This is a genomic window from Streptomyces sp. NPDC097617 (genome assembly GCF_044761485.1).
In the GTDB taxonomy this organism is placed as follows: domain Bacteria; phylum Actinomycetota; class Actinomycetes; order Streptomycetales; family Streptomycetaceae; genus Streptomyces.
In genome coordinates, this window is sequence record NZ_JBIWCL010000041.1 from 19,338 (window position 1) to 42,993 (window position 23,656).

Sequence of the window (23,656 nt, forward strand, 5' to 3'; positions counted from 1 at the left end):
GACTTCAGCCTGAGCGGGAAGGCGGGGGCAGGAGGACGGCCTGATCCCCCGTCCCGACCTCGGGACCGACGACGTCGCAGCGGGCTTCGCAATCTCGCCGAGCGGGCCGAACGGCTGGGCGGTGAATTCTCCGTATCAACGGGGCCGACCGGGCGCGGTACGAAACGGGAATGGCGGGTACCGCTGGATGGAGGCGACTGCCGGGTGCGGGTCCCCCGCCGGTGGTCAGCTCCGGCCCTTGCCGCGCTCGGGCTCGTGCCCGTGTTCGTGGACCTGTGCGGCGATGACGGCGGCCTGCACCCGGCGCTCCACCCCCAGCTTGCCCAGCAGCCGTGAGATGTGGTTCTTGACCGTCTTCTCGGACAGGTACAGCCGCTTGGCGATCTGCGCGTTCGTGAGGCCCTCGCCGATCAGTTCGAGCACGGAACGCTCCCGCTCCGAGAGGGCGGCCAGCCGCTCGTCCTCCGGGTGTTTGGCGGTCTCCGGGCCCCTCAGCGAGTGCATCAGCTGAGCGGTCGTCGCCGGGTCCAGCGTCGACTGCCCGGTCGCCACGGTCCGTACGGCCGAGACCAGGTCCGACCCCTTGATCTGTTTGAGGACGTAGCCGGACGCACCGGCCATGATCGCGTCGAGCAACGCGTCCTCGTCATCGAACGAGGTCAGCATCAAGCAGGCGAGATCCGGCATCCGCGAGCGCAACTCGCGGCACACGGTGATCCCGTCGCCGTCGGGCAGCCGGACGTCGAGCACGGCGACGTCCGGGCGCAGCGCCGGCCCGCGGGCCAATGCCTGCTCGGCGGTCGATGCCTCGCCGATGACGTCGATGCCGGGCTCCGCGTCCAGCAGATCGTGCAGGCCACGGCGTACGACCTCGTGGTCGTCCAGGAGGAAGACCCTGATGGGTGCCCTGGACGAGACAGCGGGTGCTGGTGCGTCGGACATGTACGCCCCTGTAGACGATCGGCTGTGCGTACGTCTTGTCGTACGCATTGTCTCAGGGGAGCGGGCGGATGCATCTTGTGGTGCGTCCCGGGGCCGGCGCGGCGGTGAAGGGTTTCAGGCAGCTCCGGCGGGCTGCCCTTCCAGCTCCATGCGTACGTCCACCACGCCTTCCACGGCACGGATGGCGCGGGCCGTCAGCGGTACCGGGGCGCGGTCACGGAGAGATCCGCGCAGGGTGACGACGCCGTCCTTCACCGATGCCTGTAGATGTACCGGGGGAGCGAGCTCGGTGAGAACCGCGTTGCGGATCTCCTCCTCGATCTCCTCGTCGGTGCGCAGGAACACCTTGAGCAGGTCGCTCCGGCTCACGACCCCCTCCAGCATCCCCACGCCGTTCACCACGGGGAGGCGCTTCACGTGCTTGCGGGCCATGATCTGGGCAGCCTCGGCGAGCGTGGCGTCGGGGTGTACGGTCACGGCCGGGCTCGACATCAGCTCCTCGGCCAGCACACCCCCCGCCTTGGAAGCCTCCTCCAGCTGATCGGGAAGCCGGGGGTCGTCCCGCCGGAACTCCTCCTTCGGCAGCAGATCCGCCTCGGAGACCACCCCGACGACACGCCCCTCGCCCTCCAGGACAGGAACGGCGCTGACCTTCCACTGGTCCATCAGCTCGACGATCTCCTTGTACGAAGCCTCACGGCCGATCGCCACAGCCGTATGGGTCATGACGTCGCTGACGGTGTAACGGAACGCGGGCATGACGCCCTCCTCACTGCTGGGGGCTCAGGTGCAGGACACCGGCCGTCAGAGATAGCTGCCACTGCCGTGCGGGGCATAGAGGTCGAGCAGCCGGACACGGGCGGCGTGCAGCCGGTGCGCGAGCACCTGCGCGACCCACTGGCCCATGGCGGAGCCGAAGGCAGGGTCGGTATCCATCATCGTCCGCACCGTGGCGGCGTCGAATTCGTACGTGCGCACCGGCGTCGTGGCCACCGCGCCCAGCCTCCAGGCACTGGGCTGCAGCATCCAGGAGCACCCCACGAGCTCGCCCGGTCCGAGGCTTTCGATCACCGCCGGCTGTCTGCCGGGCACATGCACGTCCAGGGCGACGATGCCCGTTCGGACGATCCAGAACCTGGCCGCCCGGCCGCCCTCGTTGAAGAGACGGGCGTTCTCGGGGAAGTTGACCTCCCGCGCGACGCTCATCAGGCGGGAACGGTGCTCAGCCGGCAGCGCGCCGGCGACCTTCGTAGGGGGAGTGGTCCTCATGGCGGCCTCCGATCGATCCCGATTCAATTCTGGGCGGCTCCGCAGGTGCTCGGCATGGGCCGACCGGCCCCCGATTCCACAGGGCAGGGGACCATTCGGCCCTGGCGCGGGCTGCGAGGAGGCAAGGACGCTGGGCGAAGCCGAGGCCGACAGGATGAGGTCGGAGCGGAGGGCCGTGTGATGAATCATGAAACCGCCTGCAGGTCGGATCACGACGCCGTCCCGGACCCGGTGCGGTCCACGGAGCAGTTGGACCGATCCGAAGCGCTGCGGCTCCTGGGCAGCGTGTCGCTGGGCCGCATCGTCTTCACCCACCAGGCGCTGCCGGCCATTCGGCCGGTGAACCACGTCGTCGAGGGGGAGGACGTGGTCGTCCGGCTCGACGAAGGTGCGTCACGCGCGTCACTGGTGGCGATGCCCGGCACATTTGGCATCGTCCTCGCCTACGAAGCCGACGCCATCGACCCCGACACGCATCTCGGCTGGAGTGTCGTGGTGATCGGCTACGGCGAGCTCGTCGTGAACCGCAATGAAGCCGAACGGCTTGCGGCGCTGCTCGGCCCGTGGATGAACCAGCCGATGGCCGACCTCCTGCGCATCCGGTCCGAACTTGTCACAGGGTTCCGCCTGGGGCCGGAACCTCGGCCGATTTCCGCCGCCGGGTGAGGCCCCGGCCCCGCTCACACGATGGCCCCCGACGTGTCACGGCGGGCTGAACCGCCTGGTCATGACCACGCTGTGCTGGCTGTCGTCCGTCCTGGGCACCCGTCGCACGGCAGTCGGCCTGGCCGGCCCGCTCGCCATGGTGTCCGTCGTCGCCTTGTGGGCCTGACCGTGGCGGCCCTGTTCTCGTATAGCTACGGCCAGGTGGCGTGTAGCGCTGAGTAACTACTTGGGGCTGCGGTCGCGCTGATGGAGGGCTGCGAAGTCGGCGTGCGCCGTGGCGATGGCCTCCGGGTACGCCTGGGTCTTCTCGTGCTCGGCGAGTGACCGGTAGCTGCTGGAGAGGTTGGGGTTGTGTCCCTTGCGGCGGCCGGTGGGGATGAGCAGGTCGGGCTGAATCTGCTCGACGGTCTCGCCGTTCGCGCGGCGGCGGAGCACGTGTGCAGCATGTCGTCGGTGATGACCGGGGGCCGACCGCCGTGGCTGCCCTTGCGCGCTGCGGCGTTCAGTCCTTCGAGGGTGGACTCCCGGATGTTCTCGCGCTCCGTCTCGGCCATCGCGGCGAAGAACCCGAACAGCAGGCGTCCCGGCCCGCTGGGGTCGTACATCCCCTGAAGAGGACCGGCAAGCATCTCCAGCACCAGGCCGTGGGCGGCGGACCCGGCCCGGGTGCTGATCTTCTCCGAAAAAATCTTGTCACGGGGGATGTGCTTGGAGGCGAGTGCGTCGAGCTGCGTCTGGAGTTCCTGGGTGAGGGTCGAGCAGCGAGCGTATCCGATACGGATGTCCGCGCTCGGGGTGTCGGGGTCGACGGGTGCGGGCGCCGGAGTGCCGGCCCGCCATGGCTGGCCGGGGCCGCGGTCGGCGGGGGTTGGCACGCGCAGGAGTTTCGCGAGCCGGGGCACCTTGGTGAACCGGCCGGGATAGGTCCCGGCGACCGCGCCGGAGCGCGAGCGGCAGGGTGAGCCTGGCGATGCGTGACAACGCGGGCAGGGGTGGCGCTCGACGTCGTCCGCTTCGGAGGCGAGTGCGGTTCGAGGGTCCGTCATGACCCAGGGTGCTGTCACAAACATTTCCCAGAACGTGCCCGGTTCCACTTTTGAGTGAGAGCGAGTTGTGACAGTGGATCCACGATCCGGACCGCTCCCGCCGAACTGTTTTTGATCTTGCTCTGGGAAAGGAACGTTTGTGACAGTGACGCGCGGTCGGTCGGTCGACCTACCGAAGACGTACAGCCTTGGGGACCAACGGTGGCAGCGTGTCGCTGACGAGCTGCAGGGGGCGTGATGGGGCGAACTCGCCGCGTTCCGGTGCTGCCTCACGCCAGTAGCCGACGAGACAGGACCAGCTGGTCCACTCGGCCGGTCTCGAGGTGTTCAGTCGAGGACTGCGAGGTGGTCGGCGGCGCCTCCGCGCCACTCGATCATGAAGAGGGTGGCGTCGTCGCTGGTGCGTCCGCCCCGTTCCTGCTTCAGCGTGTGGGAGAGCCGGCGCAGATCCGCCCGCATTCCGTCTGACGGCGCCTGGCCCAGGCGGTTGACGCAGCGGATGAGGCGTTCCTCACCGAAGGTCTCCCCGCCGTCGATGCGCTCCTCGATGATGCCGTCGGTGTAGCAGAGCACCCGGTCGCCCTGCTGGAGCGTGTGCTCTCTGATACGGGGCACCTCACCTCCGAAGCCGACGGGCAGCGTCGTTGCACTCTCCAGCTGCCGCACGACCTGGCCGTCGCGGATCAGCAGCGGTGCGGGGTGGCCCGCGTTGACCAGCTCCATCTCACCGGTGGCGATGTTCAGGTGCATCAGCTGCGCCGTGACGAAGTGGTCGGCCCCGAACTGCCGGGAGATGGCCTGGTCCATGAACGCGTACTTCTCGGCCAGGCTGATGAACACGCGCCGGGCATGGCGGTAGGCGCCGATGGCGATGGTCGCCATCGCGGCGGCGTCCAGGTCGTGGCCCATCGCGTCGATCACGGCCATGTGCAGGATGTTGTCGTTGAGGGCGTAGTCGAAGCTGTCGCCGGCGACGCGGTAGGCGGGCTCCAGGATGCCTGCCACCTGAACCTGGGGCACGGTCATCGTCAGCGGTGGCAGCAGGCCCCACTGGATCTCCGCGGACACGCTCATCGGCTCCCGGCGCCGGGCCAGGAAGAACTGGTCGGTGTAGGCGTTCTTGGTGACCAGCAAGTCGGCGACCAGGCCGGAAAGCCGGCGCAGCAGGCGCCGGTCATCGTCGCCGACGGCGTCCAGCGTCAGGGCCATCACTCCCACCTGGTCGCTGCCGTCCAGCAGGGGCAGATACATCCGCACGCCACCGCCGGCCTGTGGTACCTCGACGACGTCCGCGCGCAGGAAGGCCCGGCCGGCGGGGGAGTCGGCCATCGGCTCGGGCTGGCCCACGTGCAGCTTCCTGCCCGGAAGCGGCACCAGCAGCTCCTGCGCATAGTCCTGGAGCAGAATGGACACCTCACGGCCGCCGATCCCGGCCACCCCCTCCGCGATCAGCGGCGGGATCAGCTGCGGCGGCAACAGCCGCGCCCGATCCAGCAGCAGGCCGAGTAGCCGCTCGCCGAAACCCTCAGACCGGTCCACGCTCTCTTCGCCCATGGTCCGGTTCGCCACCGCCTTCCGACCCGCCCACGCCGGTCACCGCTTCCGCACAACGTGACCTGGTCAAGCCGTCGGAGCGGCTCATTAGGCCATACGCGGCATGTCGCCTCGCACTGCCTGCGGTCTTGGATCCGAAGAGGCTGCCGACGGGGCGGGGTGAAAGGCGACGGATGTGGTGCCCGGGTGCTTTGCGAGCGGGGGTACCGCCGGCTGGTCTCCGTGGTCCGGTCGCCGCGCCCCGATCAGGCCGTGAGGACTTTGTCCTTGGCCTGCTCGAACTCGGCTTCCGTGATCTCGCCGCGGTTCTTGAGCTCGGCGAGCCGGGACAGTTCCTCCGCCGCGCTGCCGGCTCCGGCACTCTGGCGCACGTAGGAGCGGAACTCCTCTTCGTTCCGCTGGGTCCGCTTCAATTCGCGTTCGCCCATTCCGCGCCCGCGGGCGATCAGGTAGACGAACACGCCCAGGAAGGGCAGCAGGATCACGAAGATGGTCCATCCCGCCTTGCCCCAGCCGCTCAGTTCGTCGTCCCGGAAGATGTCGCCGATGACGCGGAAGAGCAGGAAGAACCAGAGTACCCAGAGGAAGACCATCATCATGGTCCAGAACATGTTCAGCAGCGGGTAGTCCACTGCCAGGTTCAGCATCGAGTCCTTCATGGGAGGTCTCCTGTCGGTTGTGACGGGGGTCCGTGACAATGCGACGCCGCGTCATACCGGTTCTGGGGTGAAGGGACACAACTGGTCGGCTCCGGCCCGTACGACGCCGTAGCTGCTCTCGGGTACCTCGTTCCAGGCGCCGGGCAGATCGCCGAGGGGTTCCGACACCACCAGGCGGGTTTCGTCGGACACTTCCTGAAGGAAGGTGATTTCGGGGTGCAGCTTGCGCAGCGAGTCCACCCGGCTGCTGTAGAAGAGTGACCGTGAGGCGCCCTGGCTGGAGTAGCGGAAGGCCCACACGGTCGTCCCGTCACTGACGGCGACCGTCATCTGCATCGGATACTCCACGCCGTGTTCGCGGCCGACGCGTTCCACCAGCCCCACCATCTTGGCGACGGCGCCCGGCGGGTCCTCCTCCAGGCCGAAGGTGAGCGCCAGGTAGAACATGGTCTCCGAGTCCGTCGTCCCCTCGATCTCGGAGTACAGCGCGGGGTCGACGAGCAGGGTGAGGTCCCGCCGCATGGCGTGGAAGCCGGCGACGGAGCCGTTGTGCATCCACATCCACCGGCCGTGCCGGAACGGGTGACAGTTCGTCTGCTGCACCGCCGTACCCGTCGACGCCCGGATGTGGGCGAAGAACAACGGCGAGCGGACGTGGTCCGCGAGCTCCCGCAGGTTGCGGTTGTTCCATGCGGGGCCGACGTCCCGCATGAGTGCGGGGGTGCCGTCGCTGCCTTCCGGGTACCACCCGACGCCGAAACCGTCACCGTTCGTCGTCTCGACACCCAGCTTGGAGTGCAGGCTCTGATCGATCAGCGAGTGGGCGGGTTTGTAGAGGATGGTGTCGAGCAGCTGGGGTGTTCCCGAGTAAGCGAGCCATCGGCACATGAGCGATCACCTGTATTTCTGACCTGAAACCGCGGGAATACCTTCGTGGCCCGCTCAACACCCGGCTCCCGGAGTCTGCAATGAGTTCGCTGGTCACCTCGCTGCCGCAGCCCGCAGCCCGCAGCCTTGCCGGCTCTGCTGTGAGTGCGCTGAGAGCGGAGTGCCGCTTCCCCGTGTCGCGGGCGGCGCCGTGTGCGCGGAGCGGGTGGCTCGTGTCCGGCCAACCTCATTTTCGCCTCCTTCGCCGCACATCGCCATGTGGCGCGGATCGGACGGCCGTCGCTGCGAGCTCGGGGCGGTGGAACCAGCCGAGCTGTCCGCTCCGAACCCGTCGCGCGCTCCCGGGCCGCCCTCGACGAGGAGTGCACGCTCCGGCCCGCCCGAGCGCACGAGGACCACGGCTGGGACCGCGCGCTGTTCGCCTACGGCTCTGGATCTCCCGCCCCTGCACCGGCGGTCGCGTGCATCGCGAGCACCCTGGACCGACTCCAGATCCTGCCCGCCCGTCGGCACATCGTCTCGTACCCCACCCACTCGCCAAGCTCTTCGCCACCCTGGACCGGACCGGGTGGCAGAGGCATGGACCGACGACCGCCGCTCGTGGCCGGACTTTGCGGCCCACGCCTTCGACCGGATCGCGACGCGGGGCGACACCCCTTCGCCGATACCGGCGCAGGAACTCAGCACCATCCTGCGCAGCCTCAAGGACGGCCTTGGAAACGGCGTCCGGCACCGCGCGAACCCGCGTGACCTCATGGTCCGGGCCGGCCGCGATCGCCAGGGAAGCCGGAGGGCCGGAGGGCCGGAGCGAGTGCGGCGCGGCCGGCGCCGGACCCCGGTGTGGCCCGGCGCCGGCCGTGCCGAGTGGTCAGGCTGCGGGAAGTTCCTGTGCAGGCAGCCGGCCTGCGTGTACCGCGTCGACCAGAGCTTGATGGTCGCGTTCGTTCTGATCGGCGTAGGCCTCGGCGAATGCGGCGACCGCCCGGTCGAAGGATTCGCTGCGGCCCAGGTACGCGGCGATCGCGACGCGGTCTCCCGACCGTGCGTGCGCTCGGGCGAGAGTGAGGCCGCACACCTCGCCGAACGTCTCCAACTGTCCGGTTGACATCGACTCCGGCGTCGCGATGCCCTTCCAGTCGCGCAGCTGGCGGATGTAGAAGTCGCGTTGCTTGCCGTCGATCCCGTCCACCCGCTCCCAGCCCAGGAAGATGTCACTCGCCGCCTGCATCAACCGCTGTCCCGAGACCACGCGCTCACCCTGGTTGCGGTAACGGCTCGCGCCGACGTGAGCGGCGAGAACGGAGGTGTCGGCCTCCTTGGCCTGCAGGAAGAGCGGATCTTGGCCGTCGCGGCCGAGCAGCAGCAGGATCCAGCAGCGGGTTCCGACGCTGCCGACGCCGACCACCTTGCGGGCCGCGTCGACCAGCCGGTAGTCCTCCAGGAGCGCCCGCCGGTCGGTTGCCATCGTGAGGCCGTAGCGTTCGACCAGACGGCGGAGCTGGCGCTCGAATGTGCTGCGCTCGACGTCCGGCAGCAGGTCCGCGATCGGCACCAGCAACGGGGGGTCCGCCGCGATCCTCGGCCGGCCGTCGACCAGTTCCGTGAGTTTCTCGAAGACCTGCAGGGTGTCATGCGTGCGAGCCTTCGCCAGGGCACCGGTCAGCTTCTTCCGCCCGCTCTTGTCGAGCCGACCTGTGGTCAGGGCCTCGAGGCGGTCCGCGTCGATCTTCGCGTACCAGACGTCGAGGTTGCCCATGCCGGCGAAGCCGCGCATCGCCTCACGGTACGAGCGCACGGCAGAGCTCACGATGCGTGCGCGCTCGGCCTCGTCGAAGCCGTTCGCCCGGCCGGCGATGACGAGACTCGCCGACAATCGTTTGACGTCCCACTCCCAGGGACCGGGCAGGGTCTCGTCGAAGTCGTTGATGTCGAACATCAGCCGGCGCTCCGGAGAGGCCAGCAGCCGGAAGTTCAGCAGGTGCGCGTCCCCGCACAGTTGGGCCGTGATCCCCGAGTCCGGGCTGCCGGCCAGGTCGGAGGCCATGATTGCGGCGGCCCCGCGGTAGAATCGGAAGGGGGACTCCGTCATCCTGCTGTAGCGGATCGGGACCAGCTCGGGAACCCGGGCCGCAGACTGCTCCTCCAGTATCGCCAGTGGGTCCCGCCTCTCCGGAGACGGCCGGTACTCGGCGTGCCCGGACCGGGGCGAGCGGCGCCGGGCCTCCTTGCCGTGGTCCGCGCGTTCCTGGGGTGTGCTGTGGGGTGCCGCGCGCATGGCGGTGGTCGCGCTCTGGGACATCAGTGCACTCCTGCCTGCTCTGCTGCCCTCAGGACGGGAACGGCTCCCAGCTCTGCGAGAGCTGTCCTTGGGCATCGGCGACGGCATCGGCGGTGCCGAGTGCCGCGATGGTGTTGCCGGCGGCCGTCACGCTGCGGGCGGTGCCCACGACGGGGGCGACGGAGATCAGCACGTCCGGCAACCGCTCGGCAGCCGGACCTGCCTTGCGGGCGGGTCATGTGGGCGGGTAAGGGGCGGGCGAACGACATGTGACGTGGGTGCCCGCATGCCCGCGGACGACCCGCATGCCTTGCTCCAACTCTAGAACCCCTCCCGCTCCTGCGCGCGGGGCAGGCGTTCGAGCGGCTCATGTGCGCCGCGCGATGCCGGTCACCGCCCTGCACCCCACGGAACTCGTCGACGGCGCGGGCCGTCAGGGGCGTCTGGCTTTGCAGGCACGTCATCCGGACGGCTCGGCCAGGAGGACCCCGGTGGAGCCTGCAGCGCCCCGGTTCCGTCGGCCCACCGGTCACAGTCGGCGGGCGACTCAGGAGGTGGTGGCTCCTGAGGTGATCAGGGCACCGACCGCCCGTAGGCCGGCCTCGGCCAGGGCGCGGCGCTGGCGGTCGGCCGACGTTCCCTGCTGGAGCAGCCGATGGACGAGCGAGGTCACCTCGCGGTGGTCACCGTTGTCTTCAAGGGCGGGGCCGATGTAACGCAGGAGCGCACACAGCACGTCTCCGCTGCTCCGAAGTCGCCCCTTCGGGTCCACCAGCGTGCTGCTGATCCCGTGCCGGGCCGCATGCCACGTCGCCGCTTGCAGGAGCTCCGGTCGGCACGGCGTGTGAGCGACTCCCGCCTTTTCCTCGGCGATAGCGGTGGCGGCGAGCCCGCGGACGACGCCGGCGAGCATGACCGCGTCGTCCGCCTCCAGCTGCACGTCACAGCAGCGCACCTCGATGGTCGGGTAGCGCTCGGAGAGCCGGGCCTGCCAGTACAGCTGCCCCCGGTCCGGGATCACCCCGGGTTCCACCAGCGCATCGGCCCGCGCCTCGTAGTCCGCGAGCCCCGCGAAGTGCGGCGGTGGGCCACTGACCGGCCAGCGCCCGAAGATGATCGTGCGCCAACTGGCGAAGCCGGTGTCCCGCCCGTCCCACAGGGGCCCGTTCGCGGACATCGCCAGCAGCGTGGGAAGCCAGACGCGCAGCCGGTTCAGGACGGCCACCCCGGTCTCGCGGTCAGGCATCCCCACATGGACGTGCATTCCGCAGATCAGCTGCTCGTCGACCAGCAATCGGGCCTCTTGCTGCATCTTCAGGTACCTTGCCGTGCTGGTGATGGGTACGGGCACGGCATCCCTGACCGGCGAGGTGGCAGAGACGGCGATGCGGCAGCCGTTCGCCTGCGCGGCGGAGGCGACCGCGTGGCGCAACCGCAGGAGATGCCCTCCCACCTCCTCGAGGGACGTGCACACGGGGGTTGCGACTTCGATCTGAGCCTGCAGCAGCTCGTCCTGGACCTCGCGCTCTTCCGCGATGGGTGCCAGGCGGGCCGAGGCACGCACCTCCTGCACGAGCGGGGTGGGAAGCAAGGTCTCCGGGTCGACCAGCAAGTACTCCTCTTCGACCCCAACAGTGATCATGCTGGGTGGTACCCCCGAACCCGCGGTGATCAACCACGTAAAGGGCCACTACGGCACCGATGGCCCCTCGTGAGTGCGCGAGCGCTCGGCGGTGGAGCGTGGACGAGGACGTCCGGCCCCGCGGTCAGTGGCGGACCGTTCGTGTCCGCAGGGCATCCTGTACGTCCTCTACTGCGACGCCGCCAGCTCCCGCGGTGCGTCATGCCAGGGCAGGGCCTGTCCGAGCGTTGGCCTCGGATCTGCCGGTCGGAGCCGGGCTGAGCCTGAGTATCACGACGTAGGCGACCACCACCGCGACGATGACCAAAGGCATGACGGTGAGGCCCTGCGATCCCAGCAGGAGGGTGGCCAGCAGCACCGACGTCAACGGGAGCCTGAGCATGGTGACCGACATGGCTCCGATGCCCATGGCGAACGCCGGGGTGAGCTGCAGCCCTGGAAGGTGCGACATGGCGATCCCGCCCGCCGCCCCCAGGAACATCGCCGGGAAGATCGGGCCGCCCCGGAAGGCGCTCAGCGAGACGCAGTACGCGAGCCCCTTGCAGGCCACGAGAAGCGTCAACGTGCCGACGGTGTAATCGGCGCTGTTCGCGAGCAGCGGGCCCAGAGCGCTCTGCCCCGAGTACATCACCTCGGTCGCGGCCTTCCCGGTGCCCTGGGCGTAGGCGATGGCGAGCCCGCCGATCACCAGGCCCATCAGTACGGTGGCGGGAAGCAGGCGCCGTTCGACGCGCGGCTGCAGCCACAACGAGAGCCGTCGGATACCCGTGCCGACGATGGCCGCCACAAGTCCGATGACGAGTGCCCAGCCGAATTCGGCGACGGTGGGCGAGTTGGCGTGTGGTACGTCCCGAATCGCCAGCGAGAACGTACCGAGACCGGTCCAGTTGTCCAGGCCGATGAAGACGAGCGAGCCGATGCCGGCGGCGAGAAGGCCCGGCACCAGCACGACCCCGAGCATCGGCCCGCCGATCCCCGACACTTCCATGAGGAGGAAGGCCCCGGTAATGGGGGACCCGAGCAGGGTGCTGACCGCTGCGAAGCTCCCCGCGGCGCCGATGACGGCCCCGGCCTGCGGGGGCATGTCCGGCTTGAGCAGGCGTACCAGCCAGAGGGCGACGCCGCTGCCGAGCATGATGAGCGGCGCCTCGGGTCCGAGGACCGCGCCGAGGCCCAGCGTCGCCACGGCCGCGAGGAGGATGCCGGGAAGCTCACGCGGTTTCGGCGCGCCCGACGTCGACAGCCCCTCGGCGGGCTTGTGGCCGCCGATCCCGGGAAGGTAGCGGATGGTCACTCCGACCAGCAGGCCTGCCACGGCGAGCAGTGGAAGGGGCCACCAGGGTGGGGTCCCCCGGAAGCCCAGCACCTTGGGCAGGTCGGTGTAGGTCCAGGGCTGGAGCGCATCGACCAGCGCGAGGAAGCCGTACGCGCCTGCGGAGATCGGCACTCCGAGCACCGCCGCCATGACCAGGAGCCCGATGTAGCCGCGGGTCCTGACCTGGGCGAAGGGATCAGTCGATGGCGCCCCCGGTGCACCGACGGGACTATCGGCCGACATTGCGAATCAACTCCTCGCCATCGATGCCCGTCGGGAACGTGGCGATTCACCGGCGTCTACCCGACGTGATACCACGTGGCATCGATGCGCACCTGGCTTGCGCACCGCTGCCGTTCGGCGTCGGCGTGACGGTCACTCAGCCGGCCCAAACCCCGCCAGGAGGTTCACCCGATCGGTCCTGCGCCGTCGGCGCGGTCCGCCCGGTCGTGGCAAGCAGGGTGAGTACCGCGACCGCGCCGAGGAGGATGAGCCACGAGGAATTCCCACAGCCGGTATCCGAGGGTGCGGCCGTGCGCAGCGCCGCAGCACCCGCTACCCCGCACAGCTTGGTGCGGTCGCCGCTCATCGGGCCGGCTGGGGCGGGCCGGGCTGGGCGCGGTCGGTACGAGATTCCCGCGGCCTGGTCAGCGACGACTTTCCGCCCCTTCTTGAGCGTCTGGCCGCCCGCAGACTGCGCTACACCCGCTTCCATACCACCGCGCTGTGCTCGCGAACCGCCAGGCGTTGCCGACCAGACGTCACCACCATGCGGTGGGTATGGGCGGCATCACGGAGATCGCCACCTCGGCTCCCGGTTGCGACTCAATCCGCCGCAACACCAAGGCGCCGCTCGCGGAGACCCTCAGGCTCAACGGATATGCGACGGCACAGGTCGGCAAGTGCCACGAAGCGCCGGTCCGGCAGGCTGGCCAGGCGGGGGGCGGCTTCGGGCCCGGAGTGGGGGGCGGGTGATGTCCCAGTGCTCGACGACCTTGCCCTCGGCCATCAGGAACGCGTGCAGGTCCGCGCCGACATGTCACGGTCGAAGCAGACGCATCTGTCACCTTCGGGCCGGGATATCGGCCAGGATGCGGGCCGTCAGCCACCGTGCGAGGCTGGCAGGCGGACGGGCATTGGGCATCCTCATCGCCCTCGCCGGTGGCGGGTCGTATCAGTGGTGCGGAATCACGCTTGCGGGGCCGGCCATGATCGTCAACTTGCCGGCCGCCCCTCCAGCCCTTCGGGGCCACCGTGTCCATGTCGGCGCTCTGCGTTGGACCGGGTGAACAGGCAGGCACGTCCGAACGTGGGGTCTCGGATCCAGCGGCCACCGAAGAAGGCGCTTGACCTCGAACGGGTGCTCATCGAGAGAACGGAAGGGCAGACATGACATCGCCTGACACCGACGAACTGGGGCCGGTCGACTACCTCGTCGTCGAGTTCCCTCCGGCCACTTCGCACTTCACCGGAGAGATGGCCGCAGAGCTCGACAAGCTGGTTACCTCGGGGACCATCCGGGTCCTGGACCTGATCATCCTGACGAAGGGGGCCGACGGCGAGATCGACGTGCTGGAGGTCGATGGCGTAGAGAACGCCGGCGAACTGCGCGCCGCAGAGGCGCAGCTGGCCGGCCTGCTCGCGGAAGAGGACGTCGTCAACCTGGCCGCCGCCATGGAGCCCGGTACGACAGCCGGGGTGCTGGTCTGGGAGAACGTGTGGGCGGGGCCCTTCGCCTCCGCCGCACGCCGCTCGGGAGGCCAGCTCATCGCCAACGGACGTATTCCGATCCAGGCCATCCTGGCCTCGATCGAAGCCGACGACGAAGAAGGAGAATGAGATGCCCATCGGACCGATGCGCAGAGGGCGACGTGGGGTCATCGGCGCCCCCGTCGCTCGCACAGCGGCCGTCGTCGGCACGGCAGCGGTCGTCGCCCACGGGGTCGGTCGCCGCAGTGACCGGCGCGAGGACCGCCGGGACGACCGTCAAGACCGCCGGGACGACCGCCGGGACCGGCGCTGATCGAACCTCACTGCCGGTCCGGGGCGGCGCGCGCTCCCTCCCGGTCGCCCGAGGCGGCGGCCGGCAAGCGAAGGCGGCGGCTGCATCCTCGTGCTCGCGCGCCGCATCGCGGACGCCCCGCCCGGTGAACGCCGGAGCATCGACTTCGTGGGCGCGGTCCTCTCCGGGCTCGGGCTCGGGATCTTCGTCTACGGGGTGCTGCGGTCCGACGAATGGGGCTGGTTCCAGCCGAAGCCTGGCGTGCCCGCGTGGATCGGGGTGTCGCTGACGACCTGGCTGATGCTGGCGGGTCTGGCGTTGCTCTGGATCTTCCTGCGCTGGGAAGCCAAGGTCGTCGAGCGGGGCGGGGATCCCCTGGTCGATCCCGGCATGCCGCAGAACAAGCAGCTCACCGGCGGCCTGACGATGTTCTTCTTCCAGTACCTCGTGCAGATGGGCGTGTTCTTCGTCGTCCCGCTGTACCTGTCCGTTGCCCTGGGCCTGTCGGCGCTGGAGACCGGTGCCCGCCTCCTACCGCTCTCGGTGAGCCTGCTGGCGGCGGCCGTCCTGATCCCACGCTTCCTCCCCGACGTCTCGCCGCGGCAGGTGGTACGGCTCGGGACCCTCGCGCTGCTCGCGGGAGCGGTGGTCCTGATGGCCGCGCTCGACCTGGACGCCGGCGCGGAGGTCGTCACCGTCCCGCTGCTGCTGATCGGGCTCGGTATGGGGGCACTGGCGTCCCAGCTCGGGGCGGGTCACCGTGTCCGCGGTGCCGCAGGCGCAGAGCGCGGAGGTCGGCGGCGTCCAGAACGCCGTCACCAACCTCGGCGCCTCGATCGGTACGGCACTCGCCGGATCGATCATGATCGCCGCACTCACGACGTCCTTCCTGACCACCATCGAGGCGAACCCGGCTGTCCCCGACAGCATCACGAGCCAGGCGACCGTCCAGCTCCAGAGCGGCGCACCGTTCCTGTCCGATGCCCAGCTGGAGACCGCCCTCGACGAAGCCGGCGTGACCCCGGAGCTGTCCCAGGCGGCGCTGGACGCGAACGCCGCCGCCAGGCTCGACGGCCTGCGCGCGGCGCTCGCCATCCTGGCCCTGGCCGCGCTCATCGCCCTGTTCTTCACCGAGCGGATCCCGTCGGCCCAGCCCCGCCGAACGCCTCACCGACCGCACCGCCTCCGGGGAGCTGCCGAGGCCGGGCAGTGACCGTCTTGCCTCCCAGCAAGGGTGGCGAGCCCCTGCGTCTCGCGACCGAAGGCAGACCGCGACGGCCCACCCTGACGTTCACGCCCACCGATCGGCCGCCTTCACCGCCTGCCGTAGTCCGTGGCAGGGCAGAGGCGGTCGGGGGCACCAGCGTGGCTGGCTTGACCCGTCGGGCCAGGAGCCGCAGAGTCGGGACACGGCGCCACGCGGGTGCCAACACCCTGCCCGCCAGGCACGCCCCTGCAAAACATCCGTCCGACAATCTTGGGCGGGTCTGATCTCCGGGAGCGGTTGTGTCGATGGTCGTCGACCTGGTCGTGATCGGCACGGCCATCACCCTCGGACCGCTGCACAACAGCGCTTTCATCCTGCTGCTGGCGTCACACCGCGGTGTTCGCAAGGGCCTCGTCTTCCTGCTGTCGTGGCTGGGCAACCTGGTCGTGGTGGTTGCCTGTGTCGTGCTGCTGACTGGTGGGACGCCGCCCGTCCACCACAGCACGCAGTCGACCGCGGCGGTCGCCGCCAAACTGGCGATCGGCGTCGGCCTCGTGCTGTTCGGTGGCTATCGGCACCGGAGGCCGCCCCGCCCGTTCCGGCCGCCGAGCTGGACGGGCCGCGTCGACAACGCCTCGCTCGGCACTGCTGCCGCACTCGCCTGGTTGCTCCAGCCGTGGGCCCTGGTCGGTGCGGGCGCCGCCACGGTCGTCAGCGCCGACCTCTCCTCACTCTCTGACTGGTTTGCCTTGACCGGCTACTGCCTGCTGGCCACCCTCAGTCTTCTGGTCATGGAGATGTACACCGTCTGGGCACCGGGTGCCGCCCAGGCTCGACTGAACACTCTGCGGACTTGGCTCGAGCATCACCAGGACCAGCTGATCGTCACCCTCTCGCTGCTGGCCGGACTCTGGCTGATGAGCAGCAGCATCTACGCACTCGTCGCCTGACGGCCCACCGGGTGGCTTTGTCCACGTTCAGCGGCAGCGTTTGTCTGCCGGTTGACGGCGGTTGTTGATCGCTGGGCCTCGGAATGTTTACGAGAGATAGCGTCAGCGCATGAGGTAGCGCCGAGACGCCCCCGAGAACTGACCGGCCTCGGCTTCGCGGCTTGAGCCGGCTCACTCCTGCCTGTGACGGCGCGTCCGCTCCAGCTCCGAGTACCGCTTGCCCTCCGGCGTCTTCAGCGTGGCGACCAGGTCCCCGGGCAGCGCCGGGTCCGCCCGCCGGGCCGCCCTGGCGACCGTGGCGTGCAGCTGCTCCTCTGCCTTCGCGGCACGCCTCGTCGCGGGCATGTCGTCGTCACCCGGGCCCCGGCACCGGCCCGGAGCACGGGTCTCATGCCGGGGCTGCGGCTGCCTCACCCTGCGGGGTGCGCAGGCCGGGCATCGTCGCCCGGATGGACAAGCCCAGATCGAGACGGCTGTTCATGTCCACCTCGAACCGGCCGTACGGATTGACATGGGTCCAGAACGCGTCCACGAGCTTCTCCGACACGTCCGCGAACAAGTCCGCGGGCAGCTCCAGCCGCCGCACCCGCTCCAGCTTGTTCACCTCCGTCAGCAGGCTCTCCAGCCCCGGCGCCCCGGATCGGCCTTCAGCTCGGCAAAGTGCGACCGGCCGCCGCCCGCCACCGCACCCTCACTGCCCCCTCCTGCGCCCGTCTCGTCCTCGCTGCCGGCGACCATGTCCTCCAGGCGCGAGCGCGTCGCGTGCGAGATCCGTTCCACCCTGCTGCGGCAGAACTGGGCCTCGAAGTCCTTGACCGCCTTGCCCACCAGCCGCCCGACCCGCCCCGGGGCCGGCGGCTCGATGTGCTCGTTACGGCACCGGACCACCACCGCCGCCGCCAGTCGATCCCGCGACAGCTCCACCGGACACAGCTCAGCGGCCAGCCACTCGGCCAGCCGCTCCTGGTCCTCCTCGGTGTTCGCCCGGAACCCGTACGCATCCCGGATCTCCCTGCGGTGCCGCTTGACCCGGTTGCCCTGCCAGTCATAGTCCGCCCACGCCCCGGCCGGTACCTTCACCTGCTGGGTCACGTACTCCACCGCTGCCACGGGCATCTCCTTGGCGGACTCCGGAAACCGGGCCTCCACCTCAAACCCGTCGGCACAGGCCGTACCTGCCGCCTCCTCGCCGCCGCCCCGGCCACGGCACCCACGTAACGCAGCAGCGAACCCTGCTCCTGACTGTCGGCGGAGGACTTCTCTTGTTCTTTCATCTTCTGCTCCCGGCTTCGCGTGTCGGGGAGGTCGTGGGCGGAGTACCGAAAAGCCCAGCCCGAGCACTTCTCACGATCCGGTGCCCCCTGAACGGAGGGCCAGTGCCGAACGGTCCCCTTCCACGGCTGTGTGTCCCATGACCGAGCTCAGGGCCTCGGGGCCCCGTCCACCACGCGGTACTGCGCCGTGCACCGTTTGCCCCATGGCGCAGGACCCCGTCCCGTGAGTAGAGCAGGCTGTGCCTGGAGAAGCCCGAAGAGGGAAGCGGGTACCTATGAAGCCGCTCGTCGGCACGGCGGTCATCGGGATCGGCAACGAGTTCCGGCGCGATGACGGGGTGGGGTGGGCCACCATCGCGTTGTTGTGCGAACGGGAAGCACGGCGACCTCTCCCCTCCGGTACCGAGCTCGCACAGTGCGACGGAGACCCCGGCCGCCTGATCACCCTCTGGGAAGATAAAGCCCTCACCCTCGTCATCGACGCCTGCTTCCCACCTGCGGCGCAGCCCGGGCGAACACACCGGTGGTGTGTGGCCCCGGGCGATATGCCGCACCCGGCTACCGCAGGCAGGCAGAGCACGCACGGGCTGGGGCTCGCGGAGGCCCTGTGCCTCGCCGACAGTCTCGGGCGCGGCCCCGGCCGCCTCGTCGTGTACGCGGTCGAGGGAGCGGACCGCTCGCTGGGTACGGGGCTCACCCCGGCGGTGGCGGCCGCCCTGCCGCATCTGGCCCGGCGCATCGAGGAAGACGTCCGCAAAAACGGCGAGCGGACTCGCCGGACCAGGTTCGAACCGGGGAGTCCGCTGGTCTGACATGCTGCCGGATCTAGGCACCTGGAGACCGAGAGGTGGACCATGACCGACGCTTCGGATGCCGGAGCCGTCCTCGACCACCAGGCCGAGGTGGTTCTCGACCGCGACGGTCTGGCCGCGCTCGTGGATGTCCTGAAGCGGCGCGGCCGTACGGTGATCGGCCCGACCGTGCGCGACGGAGCGATCGTCCTCGCCGAGTTGGAATCCGCCGATGCGCTTCCCTACGGGTGGGGGGTCGACCTGGAGGCGGGGCGGTACCGGCTCCGCCGCCGCGAGGACGGGGCCGTGTTTGCGCACAGCGCGGGGCCCCAGTCGTGGAAGTCGTTCCTGCATCCGGAGCGCGTCCGCCAGTGGTCTGCGGACCGTGGCCCGGACGGTGCTCCGGTTGTCCGGGAGGAGGAGCAGGAGAGGGTTTCGTACGCGTTCCTCGGCGTGCGGCCCTGCGATCTGCGTGCCATTCAGATCCTGGACCGTGTGATGAGCGGTGGCAGGTACCGGGATCCCACCTACCTGTCCCGGCGGACGGGCGCCTTCCTGATCGCGGCCGAGTGCACCGAGCCGGGTGCCACCTGCTTCTGTGTCTCGATGGGGAGCGGGCCGGCCGTCGACGCCGGGTACGACCTCGCCCTCACCGAGGTCGTGGACGATGCCGGCCACCGCTTCCTGTGCCGGAGCGGGAGCGAGGAGGGAGCCGCGGTCCTCGCGGAACTGCCGGGCCGGAGCGCCGATGCCCCCACCCGAGCGGCCGCAACCCAGGCCGTGAGCGCCGCCGCCGAACGCATGGGCCGCTCCATGCCGCCGGTGGACCTGCGCACGCTGATGCGGGACAGCCTGGAAGCGGAGCGCTGGGACGACGTCACCGCCCGGTGCCTCAGCTGCGGCAACTGCACCATGGTCTGCCCCACCTGCTTCTGCACCACCACGCAGGACGTAACCGACCTGACCGGCGATCACGCCGAGCGCTGGCGCCTCTGGGACTCCTGCTACGACCTGGACTTCTCGCTCCTCCACGGCGGCCCGGTCCGGTCCACCCCGCGCAGCCGCTACCGCCAGTGGCTCACCCACAAGCTGGGTACCTGGCACGACCAGTTCGACAGCTCCGGCTGTGTCGGATGCGGCCGGTGCATCGTCTGGTGTCCCACGGGCATCGACCTCACCGAGGAAGCCCACGCCCTGCACCAGGAAGCCACGCAGCGGGAGAGCACGCCGTGACCTCGCATCCGGGTGGTCCTCCCGGCGAGGGGGTGTTCGCCGCTCTGACGGCGGAGCACCGAGGGAAGCTGATGGCCCTCGCCCGTGAAGCCGCCCTTCCGGGTGCCACACGGATCTTCGAGGAGGGGGAGAAGGCCGACCGCTTCTGGATCATCCGCTCGGGCACGGTCGCGCTCGATGTCCACATGCCAGGCCGGGGGCGCGTGGTCGTCGAGACCATCGGTGCGGGCAGCCTGCTCGGCTGGTCATGGCTGTGCCCGCCGCGGCAGTGGCACCTCGCGGCCGAGACCCGGGACCCCGTCCGCGCCTGGGAATTCGATGCCGCGGCCGTCCATGACCTGTGCGCCGAGGACACGGCGCTGGGCCTGTCGCTGGTCACCGTCGTCGCCGAGACCATCGGCGACCGGCTTCGAGCCACCCGCACCCGGCTGCTCGACCTGTACGGACCGCCGGGACCGCAGGGCAGCTGGCCGGTGCCATGACGCTCACGCCCCTCTCCTACCGCGTGATGGACCGCCGCGACGAGACGCACGACACGGTCACGCTCGTACTGGAGCCTGCCGCGGATGCCCTGAAGCCCTTCGCACCCGGCCAGTTCGCGATGCTGTACGCGTTCGGTGTCGGCGAGATCCCGGTGTCCGTGTCCCGGCTCGGAGACGGGCACCGGCTGACGCACACGATCCGCGCCGTCGGTGCCGTCTCCCGCGCATTGTGCGGCCTGCGGACCGGCGGGTGGGTCGGCGTGCGCGGCCCCTTCGGCACCGCCTGGGACACGGCTGCCGCCCACGGCAACGACCTGCTCGTCATCGCCGGCGGCATCGGGCTCGCTCCGCTCCGTCCCCTCGTCGACACCGTCCTGGCCGATCCCCACGCGTTCGGGCGGCTGAACGTCCTCGCGGGTGCCCGGACCCCCACCGACCTGCTCTACGAAGACGAGTTCCCCGCCTGGGGAAAGCCGTTCTGCGCCGTCACGGTCGACCGGCCTTCCGGCGGCTGGACCGGCCGGGTCGGAGTGGTCACCACGCTGCTCCGCGAGGCCTGCTTCACACCGTCGGACACGGTCGCCTTCGTCTGCGGTCCCGAGGTGATGATGCGCGCAACCGCACGGGCGCTGATCCACCAAGGGGTACGTCCCGACCGCGTCCAGGTCTCACTCGAACGCAACATGCGCTGTGCCACCGGCCACTGCGGACACTGCCAGCTCGGACCCCTGCTTCTTTGCCGCGACGGCCCGGTCGTCGGCTACGACCAGGCCGAGCCCCTGCTCACCGTCCGGGAACTGTGAGATGAGCACCCCCACCACACCCCAGCCCCGTGTCCGCCCCCGCCTCGGCGTGTTCAAGTTCGCCTCCTGTGACGGCTGCCAGCTCACCCTCCTCGACTGTGAGGACGAACTGCTCGGCATCGCCGCCGAACTGGAGATCGCCCACTTCCTGGAAGCGTCCAGCGAGCCCGCGCCCGGCCCGTACGACCTCGTGCTCGTCGAAGGCTCGGTCAGCACACCCGAGCACGTGGAGCGCATCCGGCGCATCCGCGCTGACGCCCGACACCTGGTCACCATCGGTGCCTGTGCTACGGCGGGCGGCGTCCAGGCTCTGCGCAACTACGCCGACGTCGAGGGGTACCTGGCGACCGTCTACGCCCGCCCCGAGTACATCGAGACCCTCGCGACCTCCACACCGATCTCCGCCCACGTACCCGTCGACTTCGAACTGCGCGGCTGTCCCATCGACCGCGGGCAGCTCGTCGAGGTCATCACCGCGTTCCTCGCCGGACGCAAGCCCGCCATCCCGAACCACAGCGTCTGCTTCGCCTGCAAACGGCGCGGCAACGTCTGCGTCACCGTCGCCCACGGCACGCCCTGCCTCGGCCCCGTCACCCACGCGGGCTGCGGAGCCCTGTGCCCGACCTACGGGCGCGGCTGCTACGGCTGCTTCGGGCCGGCCGCAACCACGAACCTTCCCGCGCTGGTCCCGCTCATAGAGCGTGACGGGATGAGCGAGGAAGACATCGGCAGGTTCCTGCACACCTTCAACGTGACAGCCTTCACCGCCGTGGAGGAGCAAGGACAGCCCGGCGTGACCGACGCTGAAGGACCCGGATGAACGATCCCACCCCCCGGTCCCAGGAGCTGCGCATCCCCTCACTCGCCCGTGTCGAGGGCGAGACCGCGCTGCACCTGAGGATCCACGACGGCACGGTCACCGAGGCGCGGCTCAAGATCTACGAGCCGCCGCGGTTCTTCGAGGCCTTCCTCCGGGGCAGAGCCCATACGGAGCCACCCGACCTCACCTCCCGTATCTGCGGGATCTGTCCGGTCGCCTACCAGATGAGTGCCTGCCGTGCCATCGAGGACGCGTGCGGCGTCGTCGTCGACGGACAAGTGGCTGCCCTGCGCCGCCTGCTGTACTGCGGCGAATGGATCGAGAGCCAGACGTTGCACATCCACATGTTGCACGCACCGGACTTTCTCGGTGCACAGGACGTGATCGGTCTGTCCCGCTCCCATCCGGAGCACGTCAAGCGCGGACTGCGCCTGAAGCAGACCGGCAACGCCGTGGTCGAACTGCTCGGAGGCCGGGCCATCCACCCGGTCAACGTCAGGCTCGGAGGCTTCCACCGCGCCCCGACCCGCGCCGAGCTCCGCCCCCTGGAAGAACGGCTGCGCACCGCCCTCGACGACGCCTGGGACACGTTGCGCTGGGTTGCCGGCTTCGAATTCCCGGACGCCGAGTGCGACGCCGACCTGCTCGCCCTCGCCGAGACCGGCACCTACGCCATCGAGTCCGGCGTTCCCACCGTGCTCCCGTACGACGAGACGGTCCCGCCGTACAGCTTCCCCCTGCGGGACTTCACCGACCACGTGGCCGAGGAGCAGGTCCCCCACTCCACCGCCCTCCACTCCCGGCTGGACGGCCGAAGGCATCTCACCGGCTCCCTCGCCCGCTGGGCGGTCAGCGGCCACCTGCTGTCCCCACTGGCCCTGGAAGCGGCACGGGAGGCCGGGCTGGGCGACCCCCCGTCACGCGCGGGCGCCGAGCGGGGAGAGGCCTGCAGGAACCCGTACCGAAGCATCCTCGTCCGGGCGGTGGAAGTCCTGTACGCGGTGGAGGAGGCCCTGCGGATCATCGCGGAGTACGAGCGTCCCGCCAGCCCGTACGTGGAGGTGCCGGCCCGGGCCGGCACCGGGCACGGTGCCACGGAGGCGCCGCGCGGCTTGCTCTACCACCGCTACGCGATCGACGGAGGGGGGCGTGTCACGGACGCCTGCATCGTTCCGCCCACCGCCCAGAACCAGGGCGCCATCGAGGAGGATCTGCGTCGACTGGTCCAGGCCGGGCTCGATCGGGGTGAGGGCTCCGAGTCCGAGCTCACCCGGTCGTGCGAGCGGGCCGTCCGCAACCACGACCCGTGCATCTCGTGTTCGGCCCACTTCCTGGAACTGGACATCGGGCGCACTCAGTGATCACGCCCAGGTGTCGCCGGCTGTTCCGGGTGAGGTCGCGGCCTGGGCTCGCGGCCGGTTCGCAAGGTGTCGTCACGTCGGATGGCGGCGTTGGGGCCGACCGCAGCCGCGGTCGCATGCACGTCGTTCGTCTGCGTCCGCGCAGATACCTCACCGGTCTCGCATCTGCCTCCTGCGCGCTGTGGGGAGGCTTCCGGTGTTCCCCGGATGACATACCGCCGTGTGCTCGGCGCGTTGGCACGGATGCGTCATCGAGTACCGTTTACGGTCGCTGCACGGCTACCGGCGCGATCGGGGACGACAGCGCTCCGGCCGGCCGGGCACCGGACACCTCACCGTCATTCCAGTCACCTACCAGACGGAGCAGTCGGCATGGAGCCAGTCGTCACTGTGGGCCTCGACGGCTCACCCGAGAGCCTCGCAGCCGCCCGTTGGGCCGCTGACGAAGCCGACCGCCGCAAATTCACGCTGCGC

26 protein-coding genes and 3 pseudogenes are annotated in these 23,656 nt (G+C 70.0%); 14 read left to right on the top strand and 15 right to left on the bottom strand.

The genetic code is table 11. The annotated features are described in order from the left end of the window. Nucleotides 1–225 precede the first annotated feature (225 nt). From ACIQZO_RS38250 to ACIQZO_RS38260, 3 genes are all read right to left on the bottom strand, one after another. Complete coding sequence (locus tag ACIQZO_RS38250) at nt 226–942, bottom strand: response regulator (protein WP_403635714.1); 717 nt, start codon at nt 940–942, stop codon at nt 226–228. 114 nt (nt 943–1,056) lie between these two features. Then, entirely contained in the window at nt 1,057–1,701 is a 645-nt protein-coding gene (locus tag ACIQZO_RS38255) for a CBS domain-containing protein (protein ID WP_403635716.1), read from the bottom strand. Between the two features lie 45 nt (nt 1,702–1,746). Continuing rightward, the gene (locus ACIQZO_RS38260) at nt 1,747–2,211 is read right to left on the bottom strand and encodes a Crp/Fnr family transcriptional regulator (protein ID WP_403635717.1); all 465 of its coding nucleotides are present in this window, start codon (nt 2,209–2,211) and stop codon (nt 1,747–1,749) included. Nucleotides 2,212–2,391: 180 nt separating this feature from the next. Between ACIQZO_RS38260 and ACIQZO_RS38265 the strand changes: the two genes are divergently transcribed. Beyond that, on the top strand, nt 2,392–2,877 hold the full coding sequence (locus ACIQZO_RS38265; protein WP_403635756.1) for a pyridoxamine 5'-phosphate oxidase family protein: 486 nt from the start codon (nt 2,392–2,394) through the stop codon (nt 2,875–2,877). Nucleotides 2,878–3,099: 222 nt separating this feature from the next. On the opposite strand, the gene ACIQZO_RS38270 is transcribed toward ACIQZO_RS38265, so the two are convergent. The 5 genes and pseudogenes from ACIQZO_RS38270 to ACIQZO_RS38290 all read right to left on the bottom strand — a co-directional run bounded on the left by ACIQZO_RS38270 (nt 3,100) and on the right by ACIQZO_RS38290 (nt 7,024). Further along, complete coding sequence (locus ACIQZO_RS38270) at nt 3,100–3,312, bottom strand: hypothetical protein (RefSeq protein WP_403635760.1); 213 nt, start codon at nt 3,310–3,312, stop codon at nt 3,100–3,102. A 95-nt stretch (nt 3,313–3,407) separates the two neighbouring features. Then, nucleotides 3,408–3,947 (bottom strand): annotated as a pseudogene (locus ACIQZO_RS38275) (recombinase family protein); the annotation flags it as partial. 303 nt (nt 3,948–4,250) lie between these two features. Then, entirely contained in the window at nt 4,251–5,477 is a 1,227-nt protein-coding gene (locus tag ACIQZO_RS38280) for a PP2C family protein-serine/threonine phosphatase (protein ID WP_403635718.1), read from the bottom strand. A gap of 245 nt (nt 5,478–5,722) precedes the next feature. Continuing rightward, complete coding sequence (locus tag ACIQZO_RS38285) at nt 5,723–6,136, bottom strand: SHOCT domain-containing protein (protein WP_403635720.1); 414 nt, start codon at nt 6,134–6,136, stop codon at nt 5,723–5,725. Nucleotides 6,137–6,187: 51 nt separating this feature from the next. Further along, nucleotides 6,188–7,024, bottom strand: coding sequence for a class II glutamine amidotransferase (locus ACIQZO_RS38290; RefSeq protein WP_403635722.1), 837 nt, complete (start codon nt 7,022–7,024; stop codon nt 6,188–6,190). 282 nt (nt 7,025–7,306) lie between these two features. Here ACIQZO_RS38290 and ACIQZO_RS38295 point away from each other — a divergent pair. Then, a pseudogene (locus ACIQZO_RS38295) lies at nt 7,307–7,587 on the top strand (LLM class flavin-dependent oxidoreductase); the annotation flags it as partial. 305 nt (nt 7,588–7,892) lie between these two features. Here the strand turns inward: ACIQZO_RS38295 and ACIQZO_RS38300 are convergent. The 4 genes from ACIQZO_RS38300 to ACIQZO_RS38315 all read right to left on the bottom strand — a co-directional run bounded on the left by ACIQZO_RS38300 (nt 7,893) and on the right by ACIQZO_RS38315 (nt 12,502). Next, nucleotides 7,893–9,323, bottom strand: coding sequence for a DUF2252 domain-containing protein (locus ACIQZO_RS38300; RefSeq protein ID WP_403635724.1), 1,431 nt, complete (start codon nt 9,321–9,323; stop codon nt 7,893–7,895). Nucleotides 9,324–9,351: 28 nt separating this feature from the next. Beyond that, nucleotides 9,352–9,495, bottom strand: a complete 144-nt coding sequence (locus ACIQZO_RS38305) for a hypothetical protein (RefSeq protein ID WP_403635725.1) — start codon at nt 9,493–9,495, stop codon at nt 9,352–9,354. Nucleotides 9,496–9,849: 354 nt separating this feature from the next. After that, on the bottom strand, nt 9,850–10,944 hold the full coding sequence (locus ACIQZO_RS38310) for a glutamate--cysteine ligase (RefSeq protein WP_403635726.1): 1,095 nt from the start codon (nt 10,942–10,944) through the stop codon (nt 9,850–9,852). Between the two features lie 199 nt (nt 10,945–11,143). Further along, nucleotides 11,144–12,502, bottom strand: coding sequence for a chloride channel protein (locus tag ACIQZO_RS38315; RefSeq protein WP_403635727.1), 1,359 nt, complete (start codon nt 12,500–12,502; stop codon nt 11,144–11,146). 483 nt (nt 12,503–12,985) lie between these two features. Between ACIQZO_RS38315 and ACIQZO_RS38320 the strand changes: the two genes are divergently transcribed. The 5 genes and pseudogenes from ACIQZO_RS38320 to ACIQZO_RS38340 all read left to right on the top strand — a co-directional run bounded on the left by ACIQZO_RS38320 (nt 12,986) and on the right by ACIQZO_RS38340 (nt 16,418). After that, on the top strand, nt 12,986–13,234 hold the full coding sequence (locus ACIQZO_RS38320; protein WP_403635729.1) for a hypothetical protein: 249 nt from the start codon (nt 12,986–12,988) through the stop codon (nt 13,232–13,234). Nucleotides 13,235–13,648: 414 nt separating this feature from the next. Next, a complete protein-coding gene (locus tag ACIQZO_RS38325) occupies nt 13,649–14,098 on the top strand; it encodes a DUF6325 family protein (protein ID WP_403635730.1) in 450 nt (149 codons plus the stop codon). Nucleotide 14,099: 1 nt separating this feature from the next. Continuing rightward, nucleotides 14,100–14,282 (top strand): hypothetical protein, encoded by a 183-nt coding sequence (locus ACIQZO_RS38330; protein ID WP_403635732.1) that lies wholly within the window; start codon nt 14,100–14,102, stop codon nt 14,280–14,282. Between the two features lie 84 nt (nt 14,283–14,366). Further along, nucleotides 14,367–15,474 (top strand): annotated as a pseudogene (locus ACIQZO_RS38335) (MFS transporter); the annotation flags it as partial. A gap of 299 nt (nt 15,475–15,773) precedes the next feature. After that, complete coding sequence (locus ACIQZO_RS38340) at nt 15,774–16,418, top strand: GAP family protein (RefSeq protein ID WP_403635734.1); 645 nt, start codon at nt 15,774–15,776, stop codon at nt 16,416–16,418. Between the two features lie 171 nt (nt 16,419–16,589). On the opposite strand, the gene ACIQZO_RS38345 is transcribed toward ACIQZO_RS38340, so the two are convergent. The 3 genes from ACIQZO_RS38345 to ACIQZO_RS38355 are packed head-to-tail and all read right to left on the bottom strand — an operon-like array spanning nt 16,590 to nt 17,759. Continuing rightward, nucleotides 16,590–16,763 (bottom strand): hypothetical protein, encoded by a 174-nt coding sequence (locus ACIQZO_RS38345; protein WP_403635762.1) that lies wholly within the window; start codon nt 16,761–16,763, stop codon nt 16,590–16,592. A gap of 43 nt (nt 16,764–16,806) precedes the next feature. Next, entirely contained in the window at nt 16,807–17,022 is a 216-nt protein-coding gene (locus ACIQZO_RS38350) for a hypothetical protein (RefSeq protein ID WP_403635736.1), read from the bottom strand. Between the two features lie 5 nt (nt 17,023–17,027). Continuing rightward, nucleotides 17,028–17,759, bottom strand: a complete 732-nt coding sequence (locus ACIQZO_RS38355) for a DUF4158 domain-containing protein (RefSeq protein ID WP_403635738.1) — start codon at nt 17,757–17,759, stop codon at nt 17,028–17,030. 208 nt (nt 17,760–17,967) lie between these two features. Here ACIQZO_RS38355 and ACIQZO_RS38360 point away from each other — a divergent pair, with 208 nt between their 5' ends. From ACIQZO_RS38360 to ACIQZO_RS38390, 7 genes are all read left to right on the top strand, one after another. Next, on the top strand, nt 17,968–18,504 hold the full coding sequence (locus tag ACIQZO_RS38360) for a hydrogenase maturation protease (protein WP_403635740.1): 537 nt from the start codon (nt 17,968–17,970) through the stop codon (nt 18,502–18,504). Between the two features lie 42 nt (nt 18,505–18,546). Then, on the top strand, nt 18,547–19,716 hold the full coding sequence (locus ACIQZO_RS38365) for a 4Fe-4S dicluster domain-containing protein (protein WP_403635742.1): 1,170 nt from the start codon (nt 18,547–18,549) through the stop codon (nt 19,714–19,716). After that, on the top strand, nt 19,713–20,198 hold the full coding sequence (locus ACIQZO_RS38370) for a cyclic nucleotide-binding domain-containing protein (RefSeq protein WP_403635744.1): 486 nt from the start codon (nt 19,713–19,715) through the stop codon (nt 20,196–20,198). Before ACIQZO_RS38365 ends, ACIQZO_RS38370 begins: the two co-directional genes overlap by 4 nt. Continuing rightward, entirely contained in the window at nt 20,195–21,001 is an 807-nt protein-coding gene (locus ACIQZO_RS38375; RefSeq protein ID WP_403635746.1) for an FAD/NAD(P)-binding protein, read from the top strand. The genes ACIQZO_RS38370 and ACIQZO_RS38375 overlap by 4 nt, the downstream gene beginning before the upstream one ends. Before the next feature lies 1 nt (nt 21,002). Then, nucleotides 21,003–21,821 carry an oxidoreductase gene (locus tag ACIQZO_RS38380; RefSeq protein WP_403635748.1) on the top strand — a complete coding sequence of 273 codons (819 nt, stop codon included), beginning with the start codon at nt 21,003–21,005 and terminating at the stop codon, nt 21,819–21,821. Continuing rightward, entirely contained in the window at nt 21,818–23,182 is a 1,365-nt protein-coding gene (locus ACIQZO_RS38385; protein WP_403635750.1) for a Ni/Fe hydrogenase subunit alpha, read from the top strand. The genes ACIQZO_RS38380 and ACIQZO_RS38385 overlap by 4 nt, the downstream gene beginning before the upstream one ends. Nucleotides 23,183–23,554: 372 nt before the next feature. Then, nucleotides 23,555–23,656, top strand: a 102-nt coding sequence (locus ACIQZO_RS38390; RefSeq protein ID WP_403635758.1) for a universal stress protein, incomplete at its 3' end; no start/stop codon positions are given.

Bases quoted from the DNA above. Each gene is read 5' to 3' on its own strand.
- ACIQZO_RS38250 (WP_403635714.1), bottom strand. From the start codon at position 942: ATGTCCGACGCACCAGCACCCGCTGTCTCGTCCAGGGCACCCATCAGG.
- ACIQZO_RS38255 (WP_403635716.1), bottom strand. From the start codon at position 1,701: ATGCCCGCGTTCCGTTACACCGTCAGCGACGTCATGACCCATACGGCT.
- ACIQZO_RS38260 (WP_403635717.1), bottom strand. From the start codon at position 2,211: ATGAGGACCACTCCCCCTACGAAGGTCGCCGGCGCGCTGCCGGCTGAG.
- ACIQZO_RS38265 (WP_403635756.1), top strand. From the start codon at position 2,392: ATGAATCATGAAACCGCCTGCAGGTCGGATCACGACGCCGTCCCGGAC.
- ACIQZO_RS38280 (WP_403635718.1), bottom strand. From the start codon at position 5,477: ATGGGCGAAGAGAGCGTGGACCGGTCTGAGGGTTTCGGCGAGCGGCTA.
- ACIQZO_RS38285 (WP_403635720.1), bottom strand. From the start codon at position 6,136: ATGAAGGACTCGATGCTGAACCTGGCAGTGGACTACCCGCTGCTGAAC.
- ACIQZO_RS38290 (WP_403635722.1), bottom strand. From the start codon at position 7,024: ATGTGCCGATGGCTCGCTTACTCGGGAACACCCCAGCTGCTCGACACC.
- ACIQZO_RS38300 (WP_403635724.1), bottom strand. From the start codon at position 9,323: ATGTCCCAGAGCGCGACCACCGCCATGCGCGCGGCACCCCACAGCACA.
- ACIQZO_RS38310 (WP_403635726.1), bottom strand. From the start codon at position 10,944: ATGATCACTGTTGGGGTCGAAGAGGAGTACTTGCTGGTCGACCCGGAG.
- ACIQZO_RS38315 (WP_403635727.1), bottom strand. From the start codon at position 12,502: ATGTCGGCCGATAGTCCCGTCGGTGCACCGGGGGCGCCATCGACTGAT.
- ACIQZO_RS38325 (WP_403635730.1), top strand. From the start codon at position 13,649: ATGACATCGCCTGACACCGACGAACTGGGGCCGGTCGACTACCTCGTC.
- ACIQZO_RS38330 (WP_403635732.1), top strand. From the start codon at position 14,100: ATGCCCATCGGACCGATGCGCAGAGGGCGACGTGGGGTCATCGGCGCC.
- ACIQZO_RS38340 (WP_403635734.1), top strand. From the start codon at position 15,774: ATGGTCGTCGACCTGGTCGTGATCGGCACGGCCATCACCCTCGGACCG.
- ACIQZO_RS38345 (WP_403635762.1), bottom strand. From the start codon at position 16,763: ATGCCCGCGACGAGGCGTGCCGCGAAGGCAGAGGAGCAGCTGCACGCC.
- ACIQZO_RS38360 (WP_403635740.1), top strand. From the start codon at position 17,968: ATGAAGCCGCTCGTCGGCACGGCGGTCATCGGGATCGGCAACGAGTTC.
- ACIQZO_RS38365 (WP_403635742.1), top strand. From the start codon at position 18,547: ATGACCGACGCTTCGGATGCCGGAGCCGTCCTCGACCACCAGGCCGAG.
- ACIQZO_RS38375 (WP_403635746.1), top strand. From the start codon at position 20,195: ATGACGCTCACGCCCCTCTCCTACCGCGTGATGGACCGCCGCGACGAG.
- ACIQZO_RS38380 (WP_403635748.1), top strand. From the start codon at position 21,003: ATGAGCACCCCCACCACACCCCAGCCCCGTGTCCGCCCCCGCCTCGGC.
- ACIQZO_RS38385 (WP_403635750.1), top strand. From the start codon at position 21,818: ATGAACGATCCCACCCCCCGGTCCCAGGAGCTGCGCATCCCCTCACTC.